The sequence below is a fragment of the Clostridium sp. USBA 49 genome, from assembly GCF_900167505.1.
Lineage (GTDB): Bacteria > Bacillota > Clostridia > Clostridiales > Clostridiaceae > Clostridium_AT > Clostridium_AT prolinivorans.
Map to the genome: position 1 here is coordinate 240,815 of NZ_FUYD01000002.1, position 26,423 is coordinate 267,237.

The 26,423-nt window shown below is 25.4% G+C and carries 29 protein-coding genes; 26 read left to right on the plus strand and 3 right to left on the minus strand.

What is annotated here, in order from left to right; translation table 11 throughout:
- The first annotated feature begins 8 nt into the window (after positions 1-8).
- The 5 genes from B5D11_RS03085 (at position 9) to B5D11_RS03105 (ending at position 5,520) form a co-directional block, all read left to right on the plus strand.
- Complete coding sequence (locus B5D11_RS03085; RefSeq protein WP_078681584.1) at positions 9-1,655, plus strand: DAK2 domain-containing protein; 1,647 nt, start codon at positions 9-11, stop codon at positions 1,653-1,655.
- Positions 1,656-1,700: 45 nt separating this feature from the next.
- Positions 1,701-3,767, plus strand: coding sequence for an ATP-dependent DNA helicase RecG (recG, locus tag B5D11_RS03090; RefSeq protein WP_078681585.1), 2,067 nt, complete (start codon positions 1,701-1,703; stop codon positions 3,765-3,767).
- Positions 3,768-3,942: 175 nt separating this feature from the next.
- Positions 3,943-4,500: a 16S rRNA (guanine(966)-N(2))-methyltransferase RsmD gene (gene rsmD, locus B5D11_RS03095; protein WP_078681586.1), complete on the plus strand. Its 558-nt coding sequence runs from the start codon at positions 3,943-3,945 to the stop codon at positions 4,498-4,500.
- A gap of 1 nt (position 4,501) precedes the next feature.
- Complete coding sequence (gene coaD, locus B5D11_RS03100; protein ID WP_078681587.1) at positions 4,502-5,005, plus strand: pantetheine-phosphate adenylyltransferase; 504 nt, start codon at positions 4,502-4,504, stop codon at positions 5,003-5,005.
- Entirely contained in the window at positions 4,996-5,520 is a 525-nt protein-coding gene (locus B5D11_RS03105; protein WP_078681588.1) for an ATPase, read from the plus strand. The genes coaD and B5D11_RS03105 overlap by 10 nt, the downstream gene beginning before the upstream one ends.
- Here the strand turns inward: B5D11_RS03105 and ylbJ are convergent.
- Together ylbJ and B5D11_RS03115 are read right to left on the minus strand one after the other, a co-directional pair.
- Positions 5,503-6,648 (minus strand): sporulation integral membrane protein YlbJ, encoded by a 1,146-nt coding sequence (gene ylbJ / locus B5D11_RS03110; protein ID WP_127836445.1) that lies wholly within the window; start codon positions 6,646-6,648, stop codon positions 5,503-5,505. The two genes, B5D11_RS03105 and ylbJ, sit on opposite strands and share 18 nt — an antisense overlap.
- A gap of 98 nt (positions 6,649-6,746) precedes the next feature.
- Positions 6,747-7,964 carry a nucleotidyltransferase gene (locus B5D11_RS03115; protein WP_078681590.1) on the minus strand — a complete coding sequence of 406 codons (1,218 nt, stop codon included), beginning with the start codon at positions 7,962-7,964 and terminating at the stop codon, positions 6,747-6,749.
- Between the two features lie 203 nt (positions 7,965-8,167).
- Here B5D11_RS03115 and pta point away from each other — a divergent pair, with 203 nt between their 5' ends.
- The 21 genes from pta to B5D11_RS03220 all read left to right on the plus strand — a co-directional run bounded on the left by pta (position 8,168) and on the right by B5D11_RS03220 (position 26,036).
- Positions 8,168-9,172 carry a phosphate acetyltransferase gene (pta, locus tag B5D11_RS03120; protein WP_078681591.1) on the plus strand — a complete coding sequence of 335 codons (1,005 nt, stop codon included), beginning with the start codon at positions 8,168-8,170 and terminating at the stop codon, positions 9,170-9,172.
- Positions 9,173-9,185: 13 nt separating this feature from the next.
- Positions 9,186-10,382, plus strand: coding sequence for an acetate kinase (locus B5D11_RS03125; protein WP_078681592.1), 1,197 nt, complete (start codon positions 9,186-9,188; stop codon positions 10,380-10,382).
- Positions 10,383-10,542: 160 nt separating this feature from the next.
- On the plus strand, positions 10,543-11,043 hold the full coding sequence (locus B5D11_RS03130) for a YceD family protein (RefSeq protein WP_078681593.1): 501 nt from the start codon (positions 10,543-10,545) through the stop codon (positions 11,041-11,043).
- Positions 11,044-11,056: 13 nt separating this feature from the next.
- Positions 11,057-11,239, plus strand: coding sequence for a 50S ribosomal protein L32 (gene rpmF, locus B5D11_RS03135; RefSeq protein WP_078681594.1), 183 nt, complete (start codon positions 11,057-11,059; stop codon positions 11,237-11,239).
- 72 nt (positions 11,240-11,311) lie between these two features.
- On the plus strand, positions 11,312-12,328 hold the full coding sequence (gene plsX / locus B5D11_RS03140; protein ID WP_078681595.1) for a phosphate acyltransferase PlsX: 1,017 nt from the start codon (positions 11,312-11,314) through the stop codon (positions 12,326-12,328).
- Positions 12,329-12,416: 88 nt separating this feature from the next.
- Positions 12,417-12,650: an acyl carrier protein gene (gene acpP / locus B5D11_RS03145; protein ID WP_078681596.1), complete on the plus strand. Its 234-nt coding sequence runs from the start codon at positions 12,417-12,419 to the stop codon at positions 12,648-12,650.
- Positions 12,651-12,769: 119 nt separating this feature from the next.
- Positions 12,770-13,471: a ribonuclease III gene (gene rnc, locus B5D11_RS03150; protein ID WP_078681597.1), complete on the plus strand. Its 702-nt coding sequence runs from the start codon at positions 12,770-12,772 to the stop codon at positions 13,469-13,471.
- Positions 13,464-14,543 carry an elongator complex protein 3 gene (locus B5D11_RS03155; protein ID WP_078681598.1) on the plus strand — a complete coding sequence of 360 codons (1,080 nt, stop codon included), beginning with the start codon at positions 13,464-13,466 and terminating at the stop codon, positions 14,541-14,543. Before rnc ends, B5D11_RS03155 begins: the two co-directional genes overlap by 8 nt.
- 61 nt (positions 14,544-14,604) lie before the next feature.
- Positions 14,605-14,865: a stage V sporulation protein S gene (locus tag B5D11_RS03160; RefSeq protein ID WP_078681599.1), complete on the plus strand. Its 261-nt coding sequence runs from the start codon at positions 14,605-14,607 to the stop codon at positions 14,863-14,865.
- 276 nt (positions 14,866-15,141) lie between these two features.
- The gene (smc, locus tag B5D11_RS03165) at positions 15,142-18,708 is read left to right on the plus strand and encodes a chromosome segregation protein SMC (RefSeq protein ID WP_078681600.1); all 3,567 of its coding nucleotides are present in this window, start codon (positions 15,142-15,144) and stop codon (positions 18,706-18,708) included.
- A gap of 32 nt (positions 18,709-18,740) precedes the next feature.
- Positions 18,741-19,652, plus strand: coding sequence for a signal recognition particle-docking protein FtsY (gene ftsY / locus B5D11_RS03170; RefSeq protein WP_078681601.1), 912 nt, complete (start codon positions 18,741-18,743; stop codon positions 19,650-19,652).
- A 77-nt stretch (positions 19,653-19,729) separates the two neighbouring features.
- The gene (locus tag B5D11_RS03175; protein WP_078681602.1) at positions 19,730-20,077 is read left to right on the plus strand and encodes a putative DNA-binding protein; all 348 of its coding nucleotides are present in this window, start codon (positions 19,730-19,732) and stop codon (positions 20,075-20,077) included.
- Positions 20,078-20,087: 10 nt separating this feature from the next.
- Complete coding sequence (gene ffh, locus B5D11_RS03180) at positions 20,088-21,443, plus strand: signal recognition particle protein (RefSeq protein WP_078681603.1); 1,356 nt, start codon at positions 20,088-20,090, stop codon at positions 21,441-21,443.
- A gap of 22 nt (positions 21,444-21,465) precedes the next feature.
- A complete protein-coding gene (gene rpsP / locus B5D11_RS03185; RefSeq protein WP_078681604.1) occupies positions 21,466-21,723 on the plus strand; it encodes a 30S ribosomal protein S16 in 258 nt (85 codons plus the stop codon).
- A gap of 18 nt (positions 21,724-21,741) precedes the next feature.
- The gene (locus B5D11_RS03190; protein WP_078681605.1) at positions 21,742-21,969 is read left to right on the plus strand and encodes a KH domain-containing protein; all 228 of its coding nucleotides are present in this window, start codon (positions 21,742-21,744) and stop codon (positions 21,967-21,969) included.
- Positions 21,970-22,075: 106 nt separating this feature from the next.
- Positions 22,076-22,564 carry a ribosome maturation factor RimM gene (gene rimM, locus B5D11_RS03195; protein WP_078681606.1) on the plus strand — a complete coding sequence of 163 codons (489 nt, stop codon included), beginning with the start codon at positions 22,076-22,078 and terminating at the stop codon, positions 22,562-22,564.
- Complete coding sequence (trmD, locus tag B5D11_RS03200; RefSeq protein ID WP_078681607.1) at positions 22,561-23,268, plus strand: tRNA (guanosine(37)-N1)-methyltransferase TrmD; 708 nt, start codon at positions 22,561-22,563, stop codon at positions 23,266-23,268. The genes rimM and trmD overlap by 4 nt, the downstream gene beginning before the upstream one ends.
- Before the next feature lie 121 nt (positions 23,269-23,389).
- The gene (gene rplS, locus B5D11_RS03205; RefSeq protein WP_078681608.1) at positions 23,390-23,734 is read left to right on the plus strand and encodes a 50S ribosomal protein L19; all 345 of its coding nucleotides are present in this window, start codon (positions 23,390-23,392) and stop codon (positions 23,732-23,734) included.
- Positions 23,735-23,780: 46 nt separating this feature from the next.
- Positions 23,781-24,296 (plus strand): signal peptidase I, encoded by a 516-nt coding sequence (gene lepB, locus B5D11_RS03210; RefSeq protein ID WP_078681609.1) that lies wholly within the window; start codon positions 23,781-23,783, stop codon positions 24,294-24,296.
- 2 nt (positions 24,297-24,298) lie between these two features.
- Complete coding sequence (gene ylqF, locus B5D11_RS03215) at positions 24,299-25,141, plus strand: ribosome biogenesis GTPase YlqF (RefSeq protein ID WP_078681610.1); 843 nt, start codon at positions 24,299-24,301, stop codon at positions 25,139-25,141.
- A gap of 25 nt (positions 25,142-25,166) precedes the next feature.
- The gene (locus tag B5D11_RS03220; RefSeq protein WP_228201958.1) at positions 25,167-26,036 is read left to right on the plus strand and encodes a ribonuclease HII; all 870 of its coding nucleotides are present in this window, start codon (positions 25,167-25,169) and stop codon (positions 26,034-26,036) included.
- 5 nt (positions 26,037-26,041) lie between these two features.
- On the opposite strand, the gene B5D11_RS03225 is transcribed toward B5D11_RS03220, so the two are convergent.
- Complete coding sequence (locus tag B5D11_RS03225) at positions 26,042-26,410, minus strand: YraN family protein (RefSeq protein ID WP_078681611.1); 369 nt, start codon at positions 26,408-26,410, stop codon at positions 26,042-26,044.
- Positions 26,411-26,423: the final 13 nt, after the last annotated feature.

The window sequence follows — 26,423 nt, forward strand, 5'->3', positions numbered from 1 at the left end:
ACTTTTTAATGGAATACTTAAAAATTAACGGATTACAGTTTTATAATATGATGGTAAATGCATCTAATAGACTTGAAGAACAAAAGGATTTTGTAAATTCATTAAATGTATTCCCTGTTCCAGATGGAGATACTGGCACTAATATGTCTATGACATTTAAAAGTGCAATATCAGAAATTGAAAATATTAATAGTAATTCTATAGGAGAAGTAGCAAAAAAATTATCAAGAGGAGCATTAATGGGGGCAAGAGGCAATTCTGGAGTTATATTGTCTCAGATTTTTAGAGGAATGTCTAAAGCACTTGAGGATAAAGATGAAGTTGATGCCTTAGAATTTGCCAATAGTCTTTTAGAAGGCGCTAAATTAGCTTATAAAGCTGTAATGAGACCTACTGAAGGAACAATACTTACTATTATTAAAGCTGCGGGTGATGTTGCAGTAAAAAGTACTAATAATGATATAAGTATGCTTATGGAAGAAGTATGTTCTTATAGCGAATCAATTTTAAATAAAACTCCTGAAATGCTTCCTGTATTAAAAAAAGCTAAAGTGGTAGATGCCGGTGGAATGGGACTTTTAATAATATTAAAAGGTATGCATGAGGCTTTAAAGTATAATTTAAAAGCTAAAATGCCAATTAACTTAAATGACAATAATGTTTCATTTAATTCCATATCATATATAAATGAAGAATATATAAAATTTGGATATTGTACTGAATTTTTTGTATTAGGTAGAAATATAAATATTGAAGATTTTAAAAAAGATTTAGAACCATATGGAGATTCTATGATTGTAGTTGGAGTAGAAGATGCAGTAAAAGTGCACATTCATACTAATGACCCTGGAGTAATTATATCTAAAGCTATTAAACTAGGTGAACTTTCTAAAATAAAAATAGATAATATGAGAGAGCAGCATAGACATTTATTAAATGATGAATTTTCAATTACAAAAAAAGAAGATATTGTAAATTTAGATGAAGAAGAAAATAAAAAGGAATTTGGTTTTATATCTGTAGCTATGGGTGAAGGAATAAAGAATATATTTAAGGATTTAGGTGTTGATTATGTTATAGAAGGTGGTCAAACAATGAATCCTAGTACGCAAGATATTCTTGATTGCATAAAAAAGATTAATGCTAAAAATATTTTTATATTTCCAAATAATAAAAATATTATTATGGCAGCAGAACAAGCAGCAAAACTCACTGATAAAAATATTATTGTAATACCAACTAAAACTATTCCTCAAGGTATAACAAGTATTACTGTATTTGATTTTAATATGTCTTTAGAAGAAAATATTAAAGCTATGAGTGAAGCAATAAAGAAAGTATCTAGTGCACAAATAACTTATGCTGTAAGGGATACAGAAATAGATGGGAAAATGATACATAAAGGAGATATATTAGGTCTTATAGAAGGTAAAATTAATGAAGTAGGAAGAGATATTTATAAAGTTTGTGAAAACACAATTGACAATATGATAAAAGAAGATAGTGAATTAATTACTATTTTTTATGGTAAAGATACAAATGAAAATGAAGTGGAAAAAATTGTAACTTCGTTGCAAAAAAAATATCCTGAAAAAGATATACAAAGTTACAATGGCGAGCAGCCTTTGTATTATTTTATAATATCTGTTGAATAAAAAAGCCTTAAGGCTTTTTTATTTCTATGTTTGGAGTGTTTTATAATGGATGTATATAGTGATATAGAAATTATAAAAGGGATTGGTCCTAAAACTAAAAAAATATTAAACCAATGTGGAATTTATACAATAATGGATTTATTATTATATTTTCCAAGAGATTATGAAAAAATTTCAAAAAATGTATCTAATAATGTTAAATTAGGTCAAAAATCTATTTTTAATTGTACAGTAATAAAAATTGATAAAGATATAAAAACTAAGACTAATAAAATATTAACTACTGTTATTTTTAAATATGAAGACAATATTATAAAAGGAAGATGGTTTAATCAGCCATATATGAAAGATAAATTTATGCTATTAAAGCAATATACTATAGCAGGAAAAATAGAAATATTTAAAGGCGAGAAAATAATGTTAAATCCTATTATAGTAAACAAAACTTATATTAATAATGAAAATAAATCATTATGTAAAAATAAAGAAGAATATTTGCTTATCCCTATTTATTCTTTAAAGGAAGGATTAACGAATAAATTTATTATAAAAATTTTATCTGAAGTTTTAAGTAAAATATATATAGAAGAAAATATGCCTCAATGGTTTATAAAAAAATATAATTTAATGTCGCTAGATAAAGCTATAAAAAATATTCATAATCCACATAATATTGAAGATTTAAATGAAGCTAAAAAAAGATTGAAATTTCAAGAATTGTTTACTTATTCATTAAAAATACTTATGCTAAAAGATTTTATAAAAAGAAATAATCAAGGTATTTCTTTTAAAATTTCACCTGAATTAAAAATATTAAAAGAAACGTTACCTTTTAATTTAACTACTGCTCAAAATAAAGTTATACGAGAAATATTAATTGATCAAAAAAAGAATAAAGCTATGAATAGATTGGTTCAAGGTGATGTAGGAAGTGGTAAAACAATTGTTGCTATAATCACTGTATTTAATGTAGTAAAAAATGGATATCAAGTTGCCGTTATGGCACCAACAGAAATTCTTGCAAATCAACATTATGAAGAATTTAACAATATATTAAAATCTTTTAACATAAATATAAAAATGTTAAGTGGGAGTATGTCCGAAAAACAAAAATTAGAAATAAAACAAGAACTTAAATTTGGTAAAATAGATATTTTAATAGGTACTCATGCATTATTAGAAGAAGATGTACAATTTAAAAACTTAGGTATGATTGTAACTGATGAACAGCATCGTTTTGGAGTAATGCAAAGGAATATTTTACTTAATAAAGGAAACAATGTAGATGTGCTTGTAATGACAGCTACACCTATACCTAGAACTTTAGCATTAACTCTTTATGGAGATCTTGATATATCGATTATAAACGAACTTCCACCAGGAAGACAAAAAATAGATACATATTATGTAGATTACAAAAATAAAGATAAAGTTTATAAATTTGCTATAGAAGAAGTAAAAAAAGGAAGACAAGTATATGTTGTATGTCCTCTTGTAGAAAATAATGATGAACTAGAATTAAATTCAGTTGAAACATTATATGAAGAATTAACTCAAAAATATTTTTCACCCAAAGAAGTTGCTTTTCTTTATGGTAAAATGCCTAATAAATTAAAAGACGAAATTATGCAAAAATTTAAATCTGGTAATATAAAAGTTTTAATTTCCACTACAGTTATAGAAGTAGGAATTAATGTACCTAATGCTACTGTTATGATAATAGAAAATGCAGAAAGATTTGGGCTTGCACAACTACATCAATTAAGAGGAAGGGTTGGTAGAGGGAAATTTAAATCTTATTGTATTTTAATAGCAAAAATTAATAATAAAATTGTAGAGAAAAGACTTAATATATTACAAAAAAGTAATGACGGTTTTTATATTGCAGAAGAAGATTTAAAGCTTAGAGGAAGTGGAGAGTTATTAGGATTTAAACAACATGGGGAAGATAATTTAATATTATCTGATTTAGTTGAAGATATAGATTTATTTAAAATTGCAAACATAGAAGCAAGAAGATTATTAAAGAGTAATGATAGTGAAGATATTAAAATAAAAGAAGAAATAATAAAAAAATTAGATAATACATCTAAATTTATTTGTTTTAACTAAATAAAATTAGATGTATTAAAAGGTATAAATTGTTGAAATATGAATTTAATATGTGAATTTTATAAAATAAAAAAAACACATATTAATTAAAAAGAGCATATTCCTTGAAAATTGGTGAATTATGTATTAATCTATGTATATAAATGTTATATTTTTACTAAAGAGGAGGATATAAATGAGAATTATATCAGGTATTGCAAAAGGTAGAAAACTATTATCTCCAGAAGGTATGGAAACAAGGCCTACTTTAGATAGAGTGAAAGAATCTATTTTTAATATTATTCAAAATAGAATTCCCGGAGCTATTGTTTTAGATGTATTTGCTGGAACAGGAAGCTTAGGATTAGAAGCGGCAAGCAGAGGAGCATCTCAATGCCATCTTGTTGATAAAAATTTTAACACATTTAAATTATTACAACAAAATGTAGAAAATTTAAAATTTAATGATATATGTAGATGTTATAATATTGATTCTTATAAAGCACTTAATGAATTTAGTGACAAGGGTATAATTTTTGATCTAATTTTTATAGATCCTCCATATTTAAAAAATATGATACCTCCAGCTATAGATATAATTTCCCAAAAATGTTTATTAGAAAGTAATGGTATTATAGTTACTAAAATTGATTCTTCAGAAAAGATATATGAAGGTAATGAAAAAATAATGCTTGTAGATAGCCGTAAATATGGTAATACAATTGTATGCCTTTATAAATATAGGGAGGACTAATATGAAGAGAGCTGTATATCCAGGAAGCTTTGATCCAATTACAAATGGTCATTTAGATATTATAAATAGAGCTTCAAAAGTATTTGATGAAGTTATTGTTGGAGTACTAATAAATCCTAGTAAAACAGGATTATTTAGCACAGAAGAAAGAGTAGATTTAATTAAAAAATCTATAATTGGATTAGAAAATGTTAGTGTGAAAAGTTTCAGTGGTCTTTTAATAAATTTCATGAAAGAAAATGAAGCTACTGTTATAGTTAAAGGATTAAGAGCTGTATCAGATTTTGAATATGAATTTCAAATGGCCCTTATGAATAATAAACTTGATCCTAAAATAGAAACAGTGTTCATGATGACAAACGCAAAATATTCATATTTAAGTTCTTCTTCTGTTAAACAAGTTGCTATGTTTGGAGGATGTATTAAGGATTTAGTACCTGATGTGATAATTAAGGATATAATGAGAAAAATAAATCAAAAGGGGGATAAGCTGTTATGGAAGTAATAAATTTGCTTGAGTATCTTCAAGAAATATTTGAAACATCTTCAAAAGTTCCAGTAATGGGTAAAATATTAGTAGATAAAAAAGAAGTTATGAGTATAGTAGATCAAATAATAAATTCTTTGCCAGATGAATTAAAAAAAGCTCAATGGGTTGTAGAAGAAAAAGAAAGAATATTAAGTGAAGCTATTGAAGAAGCATCAAATATGAAAAAAGAAAGTGCAGATATGCTAAAAAGACAAATAGAAAATCATGATATTACTAAAGAAGCAAAAATTAGAGCTGAAGAAATAATAGCTTCAGCTCAAAGAGATGCAAAGTCGATGAGATTAGGAGCACGTGATTATGCTGATAAAATACTTTGTGAATTAGAAAAAGAAATAAATGAAAAAGGACAAAGTATGATAATAAATATAAAGAAAGAAGTTGAAGAATTTATTCAGTCTTTAAGCAATGAAGTTACTACAGATTTAGATACAATAAGAGATAATATTAAAGAATTAAGAGGCATGAAATAATTTTTTTATTATACTTAATATAAAAGGTACTATAAGAAATATTATAAATAACATTAACATAATAACATGCTGATTAAAACTATATTTATTGCTGAAAACTTGCATAGATAAATTTAAAAATGGAATTTTATATAATACAGCAGCAATTGTTGAAGAAATAAGTCCTTGCATAAATTTTCTTAATATATATTTTTTCATAGATAAATTATACTTATAAGTGAATGAATATACTTGAGAAACTATGGAAAATCCACTGAAACCCAATAAAAAACTTATGATTATAATTTTAATATATATATCTGTTGACAATGAAGATATTAAATAACAGCCATTAGTCATTTCTATAATTCCTAACAATAATCCTTCAATTAAATTTTTATTTATTTGTAATATATTGGTTACATTTTTTATAGCAATATCAAAAAAGATATTGCTTTTAATTATATTTGTTATTACAGAAAAAATTATAACAAAGCCACCAACAGAAAAAGAAGTTTTTATTGCATTTTCAATATTACTTTTTATTATATCTCCTATATTTTTATTTGAAAAAGATAAATTTATATTTTGATTACGGCTTATATATGTATTATCAGCAGGAATTATAAAAGCCATTATAAAACATGATATGTAATTACATAAAAGAAGAAAATAACCTATATAAAAATTTTTAAGCATAGCAGTTCCGACAGAACCGATTATAAACAAAGGACTTGCATTGCTAGCTATATTTATTAGCCTTTGACAAGTTTTATAGTTTATTATACCTTTTTCATATAGATCACATGAATATTTAGCACCAAGAGGGTATCCGCAAAACATACTTATTACAATTGCAAATGTACATTCTATAGGTAATCTAAGAGGTTTGCATAAAAATTTCCCTAAAATTTTAGAATAAATAGTAACTCCATCACAATCAATCATAATTCCAGAAATAACTAAAAAAGGAAATAAAGATGGAAAAACTTTTGTAATAAAAAGATTGGCTCCAAGTAGTGCCGAATCTATACATAATTTTGGAGTTAATATAATTTGTATTATTGTTAATGAACATATTATAGTTATAAAAATATTTTTTTCAAAGTTTTTCAAAAGTTTATATACTAGTAGAGGTATTAAAAACATACAAAAATATAGCAATATTTTCAATTTATATTCTCCTTAATAAAATATTCTGTACTAGTATATTTTATTTTTTATATTTTAGAATATTACACATAGTTTTATACTTTTATTGGACTAATTATATAATCGCTATTATGATCAATATATTTATTTAAAATGCTATAAGATTTAGTGGATTGAATATCTAAAAGTAATATATCATCAGCATTCTTTGGGAGTTTTGTATATATTGGAATAGAAGATTTTTCTTTCATTTCTTTTAGTATTTTTATGCCAATTTCATTAAATCCAAGAATTCTAGCGTAAGGGCAAGGTGTAGTTCTTAATATTTTAGTATTAAATTTTTCAAATCCTATAAAATATTGACAAAGAATTCTGTTTATACGAGTATAAGTATATCTTTTAGTTTTTATATTTTCTATTAAATCATCAAAATTTTTAGCAGATTTTAAAGCTTTACTAATTCGATTATGTAATCCTTCAGAAACATCGGGGAGATTTTCTATTTCGTGTTCTGAATTAAAATGTTTATATTTTATAAAATCAAACATTAAATCTTCAAAAACAAATTGAACACCACTATTTTTATATAAATTTAACATATTAAAACTAGCATCAGGAATATGATTTTTTAATTCATTAAAATTATTATTGTTTTTTATGTACCGCCTTATAGAAGTAGCACTTGAAAAAATTTTGCTTAATTTAGTACTATTATATGAGCTACCTTCCCTTTTAATTGTGTATGGCTTTATATTGCTATTTAATTTAATAAGACTTTTACAGTATTCTATTGCTAGTATATTATTAGAAGAATTTAAAATTTCATGTAGATTATTTTCAAAATATATATTTTTATCCAAAATATAATTATATAAAGCTTTACTTCTAGCTGCTGGATATGTAAAACCTTTATTTAAATAATATTTAAGAGATTTTTTAAATGCTTCTGTCTCATTATTTAAAATATTAGAAATTTCAAGAATATAATCTATATTCCCTATTTCGCTTCCAAAACAAATACTATCAATTATATTTAAGCTATCTAAAAGACTTATTGCTCCAAATGCAAAAAACTCTGCGGATGATAAAGCATATAAAGCTGGAAGTTCTATCACTAAATCTATTCCACTTTCTAAAGCTGCTTTAGTTCTGCTCCACTTATCTACTAATGCTGGAATACCACGTTGTACATAATTTCCACTCATTATACAAACAATAGCATCTGAAGAAGTAATTTCTTTTGTTTTGTTTATATGATAAATGTGACCATTGTGCAAAGGATTATATTCTGCTATTATAGAAGTTATTTTCATATCTCTAAGTATACCTCCTTTTAAATAAAATAATATTTTATAATATATTTTATACATTAAATTTAATAAAATTCAAATATAAAATTAATATGATTATTATAATATGTGAAAAATATTTATATTTGGCTTGAAAAGTATATATTAAATGAGTTAATATAGTGTATGGTATATATGTATTGTAAATACTGAAGGGAGATATGATTATGGAACTAATGAAGAAGTTTTGGGAAAAAGCAAAGGCTGATGTTAAGAAAATTGTTCTTCCAGAAGGTGAAGAAGAAAGAAACATCATAGCTAGTGCTATTGTAAAAAAAGAAGGATTAGCAGAATTAATCTTATTAGGTAATGCTGAAAAAATAAAAAGTAAAGCAAAAGAGTTAAATGTAGATATTGAAGGAATACAAATTATTGATCCAGCATTTTCGCAAAAATTTTCTACATATACTAAGGAATTTTATGAATTAAGAAAAAATAAAGGTATTACAATGGAAAAAGCCGAAAAAATGGTTAAAGATCCTATGTATTTTGGAACAATGATGGTAAAACTTGGAGATGCCGATGGATTGGTTTCAGGAGCAATTCATACAACAGGAGATTTGTTAAGACCAGGACTTCAAGTAATTAAAACTGCACCAGGTATAACAACAGTTTCAAGTTTTTTTGTAATGCTTGTTCCTGATTGTGAATATGGTTCTAATGGAATGTTCCTTTTTTCAGATTGTGCTGTAAATCCTAATCCTACAGCGGAACAATTAGCATCTATTGCTATTTCTACAGCAGAAACAGCTAAAAATTTATTTGATATGGCTCCTAAGGTTGCAATGTTATCTTTTTCAACTAAAGGTAGTGCTGAACATGAGTTTGTTGATAAAGTTAGAAGAGCTACTGAAATAGCTAAAGAATTAAGACCTGATTTACAAATAGATGGAGAACTTCAATTAGATGCAGCTTTAGTTAAAAAAGTTGCTGCTCAAAAGGCTCCAGAAAGTTCTGTAGCAGGATTAGCAAATGTATTGATATTTCCTGATTTACAATCTGGAAATATTGGATATAAATTAGTTCAAAGACTTGCAAAAGCTGAAGCAATAGGACCTATATGTCAAGGATTTGCAAAACCAATTAATGATTTATCAAGAGGATGTAGTGCTGAAGATATAGTAAATGTTGTTGCAATAACTGCTGTTCAAGCACAAAATATTATTAAGTAGGGAGGACTTTAAATTGAATATACTTGTTGTAAATTGTGGAAGCTCATCATTAAAATATCAGCTTATTAATATGGATAATGAATCTGTATTAGCTAAAGGAGTTGTAGAAAGAATAGGAATAGAAGGCTCAGTTCTTACTCAAAAGGTAGAAGGAAGAGAAAAATATATTGTAAATAAGCCAATGCCTACACACAAAGAGGCAATTAAATTAGTTTTAGATGCTCTTGTAGATAGTAAAAATGGTGTAATCAAAGATATGTCAGAAATATCAGCTATAGGACATAGAGTACTTCATGGAGGAGAAAAATATGCAGATCCAGTTTTAATTACAGATGATGTGACTAAGGTAATTGAAGAATATATACCTCTTGGTCCTCTTCATAATCCAGCTAATTTAATGGGAATAAATGTATGCAAAGAACTAATGCCCAATACTCCCATGGTAGCGGTATTTGATACAGCTTTCCATCAAACTATACCTGATCATGCATATATATATCCATTACCATATGAATTATATACTAAATATAGAATAAGAAAATATGGATTTCATGGTACCTCACATAGATATGTATCTAAAGCAGCTGCTAAAATGTTAGATAAAAATATTGAAGATTTAAAAATAATAACTTGCCATTTAGGGAATGGTTCTAGTGTTGCTGCTGTAAAAAATGGTAAATGTATAGAAACAAGCATGGGATTTACTCCTCTTGAAGGATTAGCTATGGGTACAAGAAGTGGTAGTATTGATCCAGCTATAATTCCATTTCTTATGAAAGAATTAAATTATTCTACAGATGAAGTAGATAATCTTTTAAATAAAAAATCAGGAGTATTAGGAATTTCAGGAGTAAGTAGTGATTTTAGAGATATTGAAGATGCAGCAAATTCAGGGAATAAAAGAGCTAAATTAGCACTTGATGTTTTTAATTACAAAGTAAAACAATTTATAGGCTCTTATACTGCAGTTATGAATGGAGTAGATTGTATAGTATTTACAGCAGGACTTGGTGAAAATTCTCCTGAAACACGAGAAGCTATATGCGATAATTTAGATTATTTGGGAATTAAATTGGATAAATCAAAAAATAAAGTAAGAGGTAAAGCAGCAGATATAAGTGCTGAAGATTCAAAAGTAAAAATACTTGTTATACCTACTAATGAAGAATTAATGATTGCAAGAGATACAAAAGAAATAATAAGTAAATAAATATAAAATAATATAATTTTGTTTAAATATTAACTTTAAATATATAAATAAAATTTAATAGTATAGAACTATATAACTATAAAACAAGTATAAAATTAAACTTGACTTTTAGTATAGTTGTTTATATAATAAATTGTGGCTAATGCATTGAGGTGATGCTATGATAATTAATATTTCAGAGTTAAATAAAAGAAAAGGCTCAAATAAAAAAGTGCATTTAGTTTATAATGAGGAAAGTTTTTATGATGAAGGAGAAAAAATAGAATTTTTAAAGCCTATTACTTTAAATTGTAATTTATCTTTTGCTGAAGATTTGATAAATTTAGATGGTAATTTTACAACAGAATTAAGATTAAATTGTTCTAGATGTTTATCTGATTTTAACAAAGATATAGATATCCCGATTCATGAAAGTTTTTCTACTAATCCAAATAATGAAGATGACGAAGTCATTTTTATTAATGGTGATACAATAGATATAACAAATATTATTAAAAATAATATTATTATGTCCTTGCCTATAAAAAAATTATGTAAAAATGATTGCAAGGGTTTATGTCAGCATTGCGGTACAAATTTTAATGTATCTTCTTGTAATTGTACAAAAGATGAGATTGATCCGCGGCTTTCTAAATTAAAAGATTTGTTTTCTGCTGATTAAGGAGGTGTTTACAGTGGGAAATCCTGCTAGAAGATTTTCTAAAGCTAGAAGAGACTCAAGAAGAGCACAAACATTTAAATTAAGTTTACCAGGAATTGTTGAATGTCCTCAATGTCATGAAATGAAGCTTGCTCATAGAGTATGCAAAAATTGTGGATATTATAAAGGGAAAGAAGTAATTTCTCTAGAAAAATAAAAAATAAGAGAAAGTCAAATGACTTTCTCTTATTTTTTAATAAAACTTTAAAAAGGAAGTGAGAGAGTTATTATGAAATTAGCAGTAGATGGTATGGGGGGAGATTTTGCTCCTGATGCTGTAGTTCAAGGTTGTGTTGATGCTGTACGTGAATTTGGAATAGATATTATTTTAACAGGACCTGAATATATATTAAAAGATAAATTAAAAAAATATGATTACCCTAAAGAAAAAATAAAACTATTAGATAGCAATGAAATTATAACTCCCAATGAAGAACCTTTAAAAGCATTGAAAAACAAAAAGGATTCAAGTCTAGTTAAGGCGTTAGAATTAGTTAAATTAAAAGAAGCGGATGCTATATTGTCGGCAGGAAGCACAGGAGCACTTATGGCTGGTGCATCTTTAATTGTTGGAAGAATAAAAGGCATAAAAAGAGTTGCATTAGCGCCGATTATGCCTGGGAAAAATGCACCTTTTATGATAATAGATGCAGGTGCCAATGTGGATTGTAAAGCTGTTTATCTTATACAATTTGCTCTTATGGGTAAAATATATTTTGAAAATATATTAAATATTAAAAATCCATCTATAGGTCTTGTAAATATAGGCACAGAAGAAGAAAAAGGTAATGAGCTTACCAAAAAAACGTATAATCTTCTCAAACAAACAAATTTTAATTTTATAGGTAATATAGAGCCAAGAGATATTCCTAATGGAAATGTAAATATAGTTGTATGTGATGGATTTATAGGGAATACTATATTAAAAACTTATGAAGGTGTTGCATTAAGCATTTTTAGCATGCTAAAAGATGAAATTATGTCTTCTTTAAGAAAAAAAATTGGAGGATTATTATTAAAACCTGTATTTGAAGATTTTAAGAAAAAATTTGATTATACAGAATATGGCGGCTCAGCTTTTTTAGGAGCTAATGGCATCGTTATTAAAGCACATGGAAGTTCTAATTCCAAAGCATTTAAAAATGCTATTAAACAATCTATAAATTTTTATGAAAACGACATAATAAATAAAATTAAATATGAACTAGAAAAATTAAATATAAATTTAGAAAATGAAGATTTATAAAATAAATTTTATTTTATAAATTATATTGACGCTTAATCTGTTATGTAATATTATCTTATTATAGTTTTATATTATAGGAGGTGAAAGTATGATATTTGATAAAGTAAGAGATATAGTATCAGAACAATTAGGAATAGATGCTGAAGAAATAACTATGGAATCATCTTTCGTAGATGATTTAGGAGCAGATTCTCTTGATATAGTAGAATTAATTATGGCGTTAGAAAGTGAATTTGATATGGAAATACCAGATGAAGACGCAGAAAAAATAAGCAGCGTTGGAGATGTTGTAGAGTACATAAAAGCTCATACAGAAGAATAATAATTTTAAAGTCCCGTATTAATACGGGACTTTAAAATTATTTATTTATGTGTTTATTCTTGAATATGTTTAAATTAAACAAATTGAAGAATAAACTTTCTATAAAAGGTGGTTTAGAAATGCAGAATATAAAATTCTTAGAAGAATTAGAAAATAAGTTAAAAATAAACTTTAATGATAAATCTTTATTGATAGAAGCATTAACTCATAGTTCAATAGTTAATGAAAATAAAGGTATTAAATATAATGAAAGATTAGAATTTTTAGGAGATTCAGTTCTTCAACTTTGTATATCGGAATATCTTTTTAAAAATTATATATATAAGTCTGAAGGTGAATTAACCAAAATAAGATCTCTTATTGTTTGCGAAAATTCTTTATATGAAGTAGCATTAAATTTAAATTTAGGTAAATATATATTAATGAGTAAAGGAGAAGAATTAACAGGCGGTCGCACAAGAGTATCTATATTAGCAGATTGTGTTGAAGCAGTTATAGCTGCTATATATATTGATAGAGGATTGTCAGTAGCAAATGAGTTTATTTTAATAAATTTTAAATCGATTATTGAAAAAGCTATTAATAATAAAATTATATTGGATTATAAAACAAAACTACAAGAGACTATTCAAAAAGAAAAAAATATTTCTATAAATTATAAATTAACTGGATACGAAGGACCGCCTCATAGAAGAAAATTTTTTATTCAAGTTTCAGTTAATAATGAAATTATTGGTAATGGATGTGGTTATAGCAAAAAAGAAGCTGAGCAAAAGGCCGCTGAAAAAGCATTAAAATATTTGGAGGAAGGCAATGACTAAAAATCATTTTATAATACCTATATTTGTTCCTCATGAAGGATGTCCTCATAATTGTGTTTTTTGTAATCAAAATAGTATTACAGGAAACAATGTTATTAAAGTTGATGCTGAATATGTAAAAAATATAGTTGAAGAATATTTAAAAACTATTCCTAAAAATAATAGGATATTAGAAATTTCATTTTTTGGAGGCACTTTTACTGCAATAGATATAAAAAAACAAATAGAATTATTAGAAGTTGCAAAATATTATAAAGATTTAGGTATTATTAATTTCATAAGATTATCTACTAGACCAGATTATATTAATATTGATATTCTCTCTAATTTGAAAAAATTTTCAGTAGATATTATTGAACTAGGAGTTCAATCGTTAGATATGGAAGTCTTAATTAAATCAGGTAGAGGACATAATCTCCAAGATGTTATAGAAGCATCAAATTTAATAAAAAAATTTGGGTTTACATTAGGTCATCAAATTATGATTGGATTACCTGGAGATAATTTTGATAAAGATATTAAAACTATAAAAAAACTTATAGAAATATCTCCAGATATATGTAGAATATATCCAGCACTTGTTATAAAAAATACCCCCATGGAATTAATGTATAATAAAGGTGAATATAAACCATATACATTGGAAGAAACAATATATATTACTAAGATATTATATAGAATGCTTATAGCTGCTGGAATAAATATTATTAGAATAGGACTTCAACCTACTAAAGAGATAAATATAGATGGGGATATTGTATCAGGACCGTTTCATCCTGCTTTTAGAGAATTAATAGAAGGAAGTATATTAAATGATATAATAAAGGAAAACATTATTTTATGTAGAGATAAAGAATTTATAATACATATTAATAGTAAAGATATATCTAAATTATATTGTAATAAAAAAATATTTTTTAACGACACAAAAAGACAATTTACAACCATAAATATTAAAGTTATTCAAAATAATCAACTAAATAGAGGAGAAATTATACTAGAATGCAAACAATTTTGCAAAAAAACGTCGATTTATGAATATGCATTACTAAAATATAAAGAAGGATTTTAAATTAATTTATAGAATATTAATTTATATAATTGTATTAATAGTATTATATGGAGGAATATTTATGGAAGTATTAAAAGTATCAGCTCAATCACAGCCTAAATCAGTAGCAGGAGCTTTGGCAGCTGTTTTAAGAGAAAACAATGCTGCAGAAGTTCAAGCGGTAGGAGCAGGAGCAGTTAATCAAGCAGTAAAAGCTATAGCAATAACAAGAGGTTTTGTAGCTCCTAATGGAATAGATTTAATTGTAGTACCTGCATTTTCAGAAATAACAATAGAAGGAGAAGAAAGGACTGCTATTAAGTTTATTGTAGAACCTAGGTAAAAAATTTAAAGGCCGTACTTATTTTTATAAGTACGGCTTTTTTATTTTTTAGATTGATATTTTTAAATATTTCTTATAAACTTATGTATAGAATTACTTTAGTAATATATAATTTAATAATAAAAAATGACAATATATATAAATAATAAGGGAGTGCGTATTTATGAACAAAAAACAACGTGAGAAATATACAAAAATAATTATATATGCAATTATTTTTATATTTATTATTGGACTACTTCCAATGTTTTTTATATAAAATAAAGGAGTGAATTTATGTTTTTAAAATCTATTGAGATTAGAGGATTTAAATCTTTCGCAGATAAAACTGAACTAATTTTTCCAAAAGGTATTACAGCAATTGTGGGCCCTAATGGTAGTGGTAAAAGTAATATTTCTGATGCTGTTAGATGGGTTCTTGGGGAACAAAGTGTAAAAAGCTTAAGAGGCGGTAAAATGGAAGATGTAATTTTTGCAGGGACACAATTTAGGAAACCAGTAGGACTCGCTCAAGTTTCTCTCTGTCTTGATAATAGTGATGGACAACTCCCAATAGATTATTCTGAAATAACAATTTCTAGAAGATTATATCGTTCAGGAGAAAGTGAGTATTATATAAATAATACTCTTTGCAGGTTAAAAGATATTCAAGAACTTTTTATGGATACAGGTATAGGAAAAGAAGGATATTCAATTATTGGCCAAGGTAAAATTGATGCTATATTAAGTGGGAAACCCGAAGAAAGAAGAAGTCTTTTAGAGGAAGCAGCAGGTATTGTAAAATTTAAAACAAGAAAAGAAGAAGCAGAAAAAAAGTTAGAAAATACTAATCAAAATTTAATAAGAATTACGGATATAATTAGCACTTATGAGGAAAGACTTGAACCACTTAAGATAGATAATGAAAAAGCTTTAACATTTTTAAAACTTTCAGAAGAACTTAAAGTAAAAGAATCAAATCTCTTAGTACATTTTATAGATGATGTTCAAAATAAGATAGTAGAAGTTAAAAATAATATAAATGAAATACAAAAATCAATAAATAATTTTATAGAAGATAAAAATAAATTTGAATTTAAAGAACAAAATTTAAATGAAAAATTAGAAAAATGCGATCAAAAGATTCAACAAAGCAAGCAAGAATATTATAACCAAAAGTCTAATTATCAAATTAAAGAATCTGAAAACCAACTTTTAAATGAAAAATTAAAAAATTTATATTCATTAATTGAAAAAAATTCTTTAGAAATTAGTAATATCAAAAATAAGATAAATTCTTTAAAAGAATCTGAAAACAATTTAGAAGATAATTTAAAACAATATAAAAATCAACAATTTTATTTAAAATCAGAAATTGAAATAACAGAAAAAGAAATAACACAAAAAGATAAATTGTTAAATAAATATAATTATAGTGTAAATGAACTAAAAAAAGCTGAATCTAATTTATTAAATCAAATTTCAGAAACTAAGAATGAACTAATGTTTTTACAAAATGATCAGCTTCAATTGGAGGATAAACTTAAAGAACTAAAAAATTCTTGTGAAAGTTTTATAAATTCTTTAAAAATAAATTCTAATACTCAGTCTGTAATTGAAGAAAATATTGATGATATAGACAAAAATATAAAAAAATATGAAGAGGAATTAAAAAAAAATAAACATGAAATTTTAAATATTAATAATTGTATATTAAAAGATGAAATGGAATTAAAAAAATTTAATGCAGATTTAAATAAATTTGAAGCAAGTTATCAAATATTAGCCAATTTGGATAATCAATATGAAGGCTATAATAAAGCTGTAAAAATGATAATGCAACATATAAAAAATGGTAAAATATCTGATTTAAAATCAAAATGCTTTGTTTTAGGAGAAATTATAAAAGTAAAAAAAGAATTAGAAACAGCAATTGAAATTTCTTTAGGTGGATCAGTTTCTGATATTATAACTAATGATGAAAATGTCGCAAAAAAATTGATTAATTATTTAAAATCAAATAATTTAGGAAGAGCTACATTTTTACCATTAAATATAATCAAAGGTAAAAAAATTTATGATACAGATAATTTAAAAAATATTAATGGATATATAGGAATTGCTAGTTCTTTAATTTCTTATGATGATAAATTTACAAATATTATTGAATATATATTGGGAAGAACCATAATAAGTTCAAATTTAGAAGCAGCTTTAGAAATAGCTAAAAAAATAAATTATAAATACAAGATAGTAACTCTTTCTGGAGATGTAATAAATCCAGGTGGAGCTTTAACGGGTGGTAGTTTAAACTATAAATCTAGCAATATACTTAGTAGAAAGAGAGAAATAAAAGAGTTAGAAATAAAAATAAATGATATTAATAAACATATTTCAGAGTTGAATTTAAAAATTGATAATAATAAAAAAATTATAAAAAAGTTAGACGAAGTATGTTTAAATATAAAAGATGAAATTTATAATCAAAATATTGAAAAAACAAAGAAAAAAGCTCAAATAGATTCTATTATTACTGAAAATAATAGATTAAGAAAAAATTTAGATGATTTTAAAAATGAAATAATAGTTATAAAAAATAAACATAATAATAATTATGAAAAAATATTAAATAAAGAGACTATACTGAAAGAAATTATTGATAAACAAAAGTTTCTTTCAAAGGAAATTAGCGAATTAGAAATGAATATAAAAAATTTAAGTAATGATATTTTTAAATTTAAAGATAAACACACGAATTTAAAAATAAAAAAAGCTCAAGTAGACGAAATTATTTTAAGTAAACTTTCTGAAAAAGAAAGATTAGCTAAGGAAATAGATGAATTAAGTGAAAAAATTAAAAATTTATCTTTTGACAAATTAGAATCAGAAAAAAATATTAAAATATATAAACAAAATATTGAAGATAATAATAATAGTATGAAATTAATAAAAGATTCTTTAAATAAATTAGAAATTTTATTTAAAGAAAATGAAATAGAAAAAATAAAAATAAAAGAAAGTATTGAAATAAATACTACTGAATTAGAACGAATTAACCTTATTTTAAATAAAAAAGAAGAAAATATTCATAAATATGAACTTGCATTAGCTAAGTTAGAAACTGAAAAAAATACATTATATTATAAATTAAATGAAGAAATGTCTATGACATATGCTGAAGCACTTTCTTATAAAGAACCAATAGAAAATATAGAAGAATATAAAAAACATATTTCAAAAATAAAAAAAGAAATATCTTCTCTTGGTACTGTTAATGTAGGTGCAATTGAAGAATATAAGCAAATAAAAGAAAAATATAATTTTATGAATTCTCAAAAGGAAGATTTAATGAAAGCTAAGCAAGAACTTATACAGATGATTGATGAAATGACAGAAAAAATGAGAAATGTTTTTAGTGAAAATTTACAAATTCTTAGAAAGTTATTTAATGAAACATTTCAAGAATTGTTTAAAGGTGGAAGTTCAGATTTAATATTATCAGAAGGGGATGAGCTTACAGCTAATATTGAAATAAATGTGGAACCTCCAGGTAAAAAACTTCAAAATATTAATTTAATGTCGGGAGGAGAAAAAGTTCTTTCAGCTATAGCTCTTTTATTTGCTATTTTAAAAATGAAGCCAACTCCATTTTGTATTTTAGATGAAATTGAAGCAGCATTAGATGATGCTAATGTTAAAAGATATTCAGAATTTCTTAAAAAATTTTCTGATAATATCCAATTTATTGTTATAACTCATAGAAAAGGTACAATGGAGGTTAGTAATGTTTTATATGGTGTTACAATGGAAGAAAAAGGAGTTTCTAAAATAGTTTCTGTAGATCTTAATAAACAAGCTGTATAAATTAAAATAAAAAACAAAAGGAGAATAAATATATGTTTAATAATTTTTTTGAAAAATTAAAATCTGGTCTTAGTAAAACTAGAAATGAATTTACAGATAAAATAAATGATATGTTAAATTTATATGTAAATATAGATGACGAAATGTATGAAGAATTAGAAGAAATATTGATTTCTTCAGATATAGGAGTTGAGACTTCTTTAGAAATTATAGAAAGAGTAAAAGTTAAAATTAAAGAAAAGAAAATTAAAGATCCTAAAGAAGTAAAAGTATGTTTAAAGGAAGTTTTAAAGGAAATGTTGAATGGCGAAAGTAACTCTATAATAGGATCTAAATTGCCAATTGTAATTTTAACAATAGGAGTAAATGGTGTAGGGAAAACTACTTCAATAGGAAAAATTGCAGCAAAATTTAAAAATGATGGATATAAAGTTATTCTTGCAGCAGGAGATACATTTAGAGCAGCGGCAATTGACCAACTTGAAATTTGGAGTAATAGAGCAGGAGTAGATATAATAAAGCATAAAGAAGGTTCTGATCCTGCAGCAGTTATATATGATGCAATAGAAGCTTCAAAAGCCCGAAAAGCAGATATATTAATTTGTGATACTGCAGGTAGGCTTCATAATAAAAAAAATCTTATGGAAGAGCTTTCAAAAATAAATAGAGTAATTGATAAAGAGTTTAAAGAAGCGGCAAGAGAAACTTTATTGGTTTTAGATGCAACTACAGGTCAAAATGCTATTCAACAAGCTAAACAGTTTATGGACGTATGTCATGTTGATGGTATTGTTTTAACTAAACTTGATGGTACAGCTAAAGGTGGTGTAGTTATTTCAATAAAACATCAATTAAATATTCCTGTAAAATTAATAGGTGTAGGAGAAAATATTGAAGATCTTCAAGAATTTAAAGCAGATGAATTTATAGACGCGTTATTTTAAATTTAAGCTGTTAAGTAAAAATACTTGACAGCTTAAATTTCATCTGTTATTATTAATTATGTTTGCAAGGTGATTACATGGAGGAAAGAATTGAAATTTCTATTCTTTTAGATTTTTATGGAGAACTTTTAACTAATAAACAACGAGATATAATGTCTATGTATTTTAATGAAGATTTATCTCTTGCTGAAATAGCAGAAATAAATGGAATTAGCAGGCAGGCTATACATGATATAATAAAAAGGTGTAATAAACTTTTAATAGATTATGAAAAAAAGTTACAACTTAAATATGCTAATGACAAATTAAATACATATAAGAAATCTCTTATAAAAAAATTAGAATTTATAAAGCAAAATATTTGTAATGATGAAATTATAGATTACATAAATGAGTTGCAAAAGGATATAATTGAGAATATGTAGGAGGATTATTATGGCTTTTGAAGGGTTAACTTCTAAGCTTCAAGAAACTATTAAGAAGCTAAAAGGAAAAGGAAAACTTAATGAAAAAGATATAAAAGAAGCTATGAGGGAAGTTAAACTTGCACTCCTTGAAGCTGATGTCAATTATAAAGTAGTAAAAGATTTTATAAATAATGTGAGTGAAAAATGTCTTGGAAAAGAAGTATTAGAAAGTTTAACTCCTGGTCAGCAAGTTATAAAAATTGTTAATGATGAATTGACTTCTCTTATGGGAAGTTCTGAAAGTAGTATAAATTATTCAAATAATTCTATAACTGTAATTATGCTTGTAGGACTTCAAGGTGCAGGAAAGACTACTATGGCTGGGAAGTTAGCACTTCAACTAAGGAAAAAAAATAAAAAACCTTTATTGGTAGCGTGTGATATTTATAGGCCAGCTGCAATAAAACAGCTTCAAGTTGTAGGTAAGCAAATAGACGTTCCTGTATTTTCAATGGGAGATAAAGTTAACCCAGTAGATATAGCAAAAGGATCTATAGAATATGCAAAAAATAACAATTTGAATGTTGTAATAATAGATACAGCAGGAAGATTACACATAGATGAAGGATTAATGAAAGAACTTAAAACTATTAAAGAAAATGTCAAGCCAAATGAAATTCTTTTAGTAGTTGATTCTATGACAGGACAAGACGCGGTAAATGTATCTAAAAGTTTTAATGATCAATTAGATATAAGTGGAGTAATATTAACAAAATTAGATGGAGATACTAGGGGTGGTGCTGCACTTTCAATAAAAGCGATAAGTGGCAAACCAATTAAGTTTATAGGTGTAGGGGAAAAAATGAATGATTTAGAAGTATTTTATCCTGATAGGATGGCTTCTAGAATTTTAGGAATGGGAGATGTTTTATCTCTTATAGAAAAAGCTCAATCAGCTATAGACGAAAAACAAGCAAAAGAATTAGGTGCTAAAATGTTAAATCAAGATTTTAACTTAGATGATTATTTAGCACTTATGGATCAAATGAAAAAATTAGGCCCTTTAAATAAAATATTAGAAATGATACCAGGAGCAAATTCGAAAGAACTTCAAAATATAGATTTAAGTCAAGGAGAAAAAGAAATGAAAAGGCGTGAAGCCATAATTAAATCTATGACAAAAAAAGAAAGGATAAATCCTTCATTAGTGAATAATTCTCCATCTAGGAAAAAAAGAATTTCTCAAGGTTCTGGAACAACTATTCAAGAAATTAATAAATTTTTAAAAGAATTTGAAATGATGAAAAAAGTTATGAAACAAACAAAAAATATGCAAAAAGGATTTAAAAGAGGAATATTTGGGAAAATGCCATTTATGCATTAATATTTTTAAAGGAGGTGAAAAAATGGCTGTAAGAATAAGATTAAGAAGAATGGGTGCAAAAAAAGCTCCATTTTATAGAGTTGTTGTTGCTGATTCAAGATCTCCAAGAGATGGAAGATTTATCGAAGAAATAGGATACTATAATCCAACCACTGAGCCAGCTACTATAAAAATAGATGAAGAAAAGGCTAATAAGTGGATTAATAATGGTGCTCAACCATCAGATATAGTAAAAAAACTTTTCGACAGATCTGGAATAAGTGAAAAACTTTCAAAGTAAATACTGGGGGTGTAACCTATGAAAGAATTGGTTGAAATTATAGCTAAATCATTAGTTGATAACCCAGAAGCCGTTCAAGTTAATGAAATTTCAGGAGAGCAGTCCATAATACTTGAACTTAAAGTTGCACCAGAAGATATGGGAAAGATAATAGGTAAACAGGGAAGAATAGCAAAAGCTATCAGAACTGTTGTTAAAGCAGCAGCCATTAAAGAAAACAAGAGAGTTGTTGTAGAAATTATATAAGGGGTTAGGTACTGCCTAACTCTTATTTTATTTTTTTGACTATAATATATTAATTTTTTTGAAATATTAGTGTAATATATTATATATAATAAGAAGGTGATAAAAATTGAAGGAATTTTTAGCAATAGGTCAAATAATAAATACACATGGAATAAAAGGTGAAGTAAAAGTCTATCCTTTAACTGATGATATAAAAAGATTTAGAAAAGTAAAAACAGCATACATTGATGGTGTATGTAAAAATATAATTTGGTGCAAAATTCAAAGTAATAAAGTAATATTAAAAATAGAAGGAATAGATAGTATTGAAGAAGCGGAAAAATATAAAAATAAGTATATTGAAGTAAGTCGTAATGAAGCGGTAGAACTTTCAGAAGGAGAATATTTTATAGCTGATATAATAGGTTGTAAGGTATTCGATAAAAATAATATTGAATTGGGTGAAGTTTATGATGTGATTAAAACAGGTAGTAATGATGTTTATTGGGTAAAAGGTAAAAAGGAAATATTAGTACCAGCATTAAAAAATATAATATTAGATATTAACATAATTGAAAATAAAATTATAATAAAACCATTAGAGGAGTGGCAATGAGAATACATATATTAACTATTTTCCCTGAAATGTTTGATATTTTTAAATTTAGTATAATAGGAAGAGCAATAAAAAATAATATAATTCAAATAAATACTGTAAATATAAGGGATTATTCTAAAGATAAGCATAAAAAAGTAGATGATTATCCTTATGGTGGAGGTCCTGGTATGATTATGTCTCCACAGCCAATTATAGATTCTATAAGAGCTACAAAACTTATAAACAAAGGTAAGGTCGTATTTTTAGGACCTAGAGGAAGAACTTTTAATCAAAATATAGCTAAAGAGCTTTCTTCAAATTCAGAAATAATTTTTTTATGTGGTCACTACGAAGGAATTGATGAAAGAGTTTATAAATATATAGATGATGAGATTTCACTTGGTGATTTTATACTTACAGGTGGTGAAATGGCCTGTATTCCTATAATTGATAGTATATGCAGATTAGTTCCTGGAGTATTATCAAATAATGAAAGTTATATTAATGAATCTTTTTACAATGGCCTTCTAGAATACCCTCAATATACTAGACCTGAATGTTTTGAAGGAGATTGTGTACCTAAAATTTTATTATCAGGCCACCATAAAAATATAGAAAAATGGAGAAGAATGCAGTCTCTTAAAATTACTAAAGAAAAACGAATAGATCTTTTTAATAAAATAAAATTATCTGAAGAAGATAAAAAAATATTAAAAGACTAATTATATATTGCATATACATAATTTATATGATAAAATACAATTTGTATTTGTGCTAGTACGGGCGTTCCTCTGACAAGTTAACGGTCAAGAACGTCAAAAAAATGTAAGGAGGGAATGCACAATGTTAGATATTATTAAAGCTATAGAATCAGAACAAATTAGAACTGATTTACCTCAGTTTAATGTAGGTGATACAGTTAAAGTTCATGTTAGAGTTAAAGAAGGTAACAGAGAAAGAATTCAAATTTTTGAAGGCATTGTTCTCAAAAGACAAAACGGAGGAATTAGAGAAACATTTACAGTAAGAAGAGTTTCTTATGGTGTAGGTGTTGAAAGAACATTCCCTGTTAATTCTCCTAGTATAGCAAAAATTGAAGTTGTAAGAAGAGGTAAAGTAAGAAGAGCTAAACTATTCTATTTAAGAGATAGAGTTGGTAAAGCTGCAAAAGTAAAAGAAATAATATAAAAATTGGGCTTCTAAGCCCTTTTTTACTTATGAGAAGGTGTAAACATTGTTGAAAAGCTTAATAGAATTAATTAAATCTATCATAATAGCTATAATTGCAGCTATACTTATAATTACTTTTGTTTTTGAAACTGTGAGTGTAGATGGCCAATCTATGTTTCCAACATTAAATCATAAAGATAGACTTATTGTTCAAAAGGTTTCTTATTATTTTAGTAAGCCTAAAAAAGGAGATATAATTGTTTTTAAATATCCTTCTGATACAAGAGAAAAATTTATAAAAAGAATTGTTGCTGTTGCTGGTGATAAAGTTAAAATTGAAAACAATAAACTATATGTAAATGAAGTAGAAGTATATGAACCTTATTTAAATGAAAAATTTATAAATGGTTCTTATAATGAAGTTGTTGTTCCTGAAAATACATTTTTCGTTTTAGGGGATAATAGAAATTATAGTAGAGATAGCCGCTATCCAGACGTAGGTTTTGTTAATAATAAACTTATAGTAGGGAAAGCCTCATTTAGAATATATCCATTTAATAGAATAGGAAGGATTAGATAAATATGCCTATAAATTGGTTTCCAGGACATATGGCCAAAACAAAGAGAGAATTAAAAGAAAATATAAAATTTGTAGATATAGTAATAGAAATAAGAGATGCAAGAATAGTTAAATCTAGTAGTAATCCTGAAATTGATGACATTTGTGGGAATAAACCTAGAATTATATTATTAAATAAAAGTGATTTAAGTGAAAGCACAATAACTAATCAATGGATAAAAAAACTTTCAAATAATAATATGAGAGCTGTATCAATCAATAGTTTAACTGGATTAGGAATTAATAATATAAAACCTATGATTAATGAGCTCTTAAAAGAAAAACATGATAAAATGAAAGCCAAAGGAATGGTTAATATTAAAACACGAGCTATGGTAGTAGGCATACCTAATGTAGGTAAATCTTCTTTTATAAATAGAATGGCACAAAATAGCATAGCCAAAATTGGAGATAAACCAGGTATCACAAAAAGCAAACAATGGATAAAAACTAAATTAGGAATTGAACTTATGGATACACCAGGAATATTATGGCCTAAATTTGAGGATGATGAAGTAGCGCTTAATTTAGCATTTACAGGTGCTATAAAAGATGAAATTATGGATATTGAAGAATTAGCTTTAAAATTAATTGAACGACTCCAAAAATTTTATCCTGATAGATTAATACAAAGATATAAACTTGAAGAACTAACCAATGATCCTGTTTTAAATATAAATTCTATTGCACGTAAAAGAGGAACTATATTATCTGGAGGCAAAATAGATTATAACAGAGTATCTATTTTATTATTAGATGAATTTAGAGGTGGAAAATTGGGTCCTATATCTTTAGAAAGACCTTAATTTAATAATATTATGGAGAAAATTTATGAAAATTTTAAATGAATTTAATAAAGAAATTAACAACTTCTCGAATATGAGTTATTTAAATATAAAATCGTATTTAGAAGAATTAGAACAAAATTTATCTTCTTTTAATGAAAAAGAGGAAGTTCTTAGTAATATAGCGAATGTTTTGAAAAAAGATAATAGAAAAAATGTACAAAATCTGGCATTTAAAATTCTAAAATCAATAGAAATAAGAAATAAAGAATTGCAAAGAGTAAAAAAAATGTACTCTTTTGATATAAAATATTTAAAATCTAAATATATTGCTGGTGTAGATGAAGTAGGAAGAGGACCTTTGGCTGGTCCTATTGTAGCTGCAGCAGTAATATTAAATTTAGAAATAATGAATGATAATGATTTAATATTAGGAATTAAAGATTCAAAAAAATTATCTTCTAAAGATAGAGAAGAACTTTCTTCTATAATAAAAAATAAAGCTATATGTTATAACATATCTTTATTAGATAATGTATCAATAGATACTAATGGTATTACATGGTGCAATAACATGGTATTTAAAATGGCTGTTAATGGATTAAATATAAAACCTAATTTTGTTATTTCTGATGGATATAGAATTAAAGATATTAATATAGAAAATGATTATGCTATAAAAGGTGATGAAAAAAGTGCCAGTATTGCTTGTGCATCCATAATTGCTAAAGTATATAGAGATAATTTAATGAAAAAATATGCAAAATTATATCCTCAATATGGATTTGATCTAAATTCGGGATATGGCACAAGAGAACATATTAAAGCTATTAAAGAATATGGAATATGTAAAATACATAGAAAATCTTTTTTGAAAAATATACTTTCAGATATAAGTACATCTAGTATTACTTAGTGTACTTATATCTGAAATGCATTTTTAATTAATTTAATTGAATATTTATTATTTTTATTATTTAACATAATTTCTATAACATCGAATCTAAAATTAAATTTATAAAATTTTTTATTCATAATATAATATTGTGCAATTTTATATATTTTATATTGTTTTGAATGAGTTACAGCTTCTCCAGGACTTCCATATATATTACTATACCTTGTTTTAACTTCTATAAATACAATATAGTCTTTATCCTTACCTATTATATCTATTTCTCCTATTTTACAATTAAAGTTTCTTTCAAGTATAACATATCCATATTTTTTTAAATATTTAACTGCAATTTCTTCTCCTAAGAATCCAACTTCTTTATTTAATCTTTTCAAAATATATCACTCT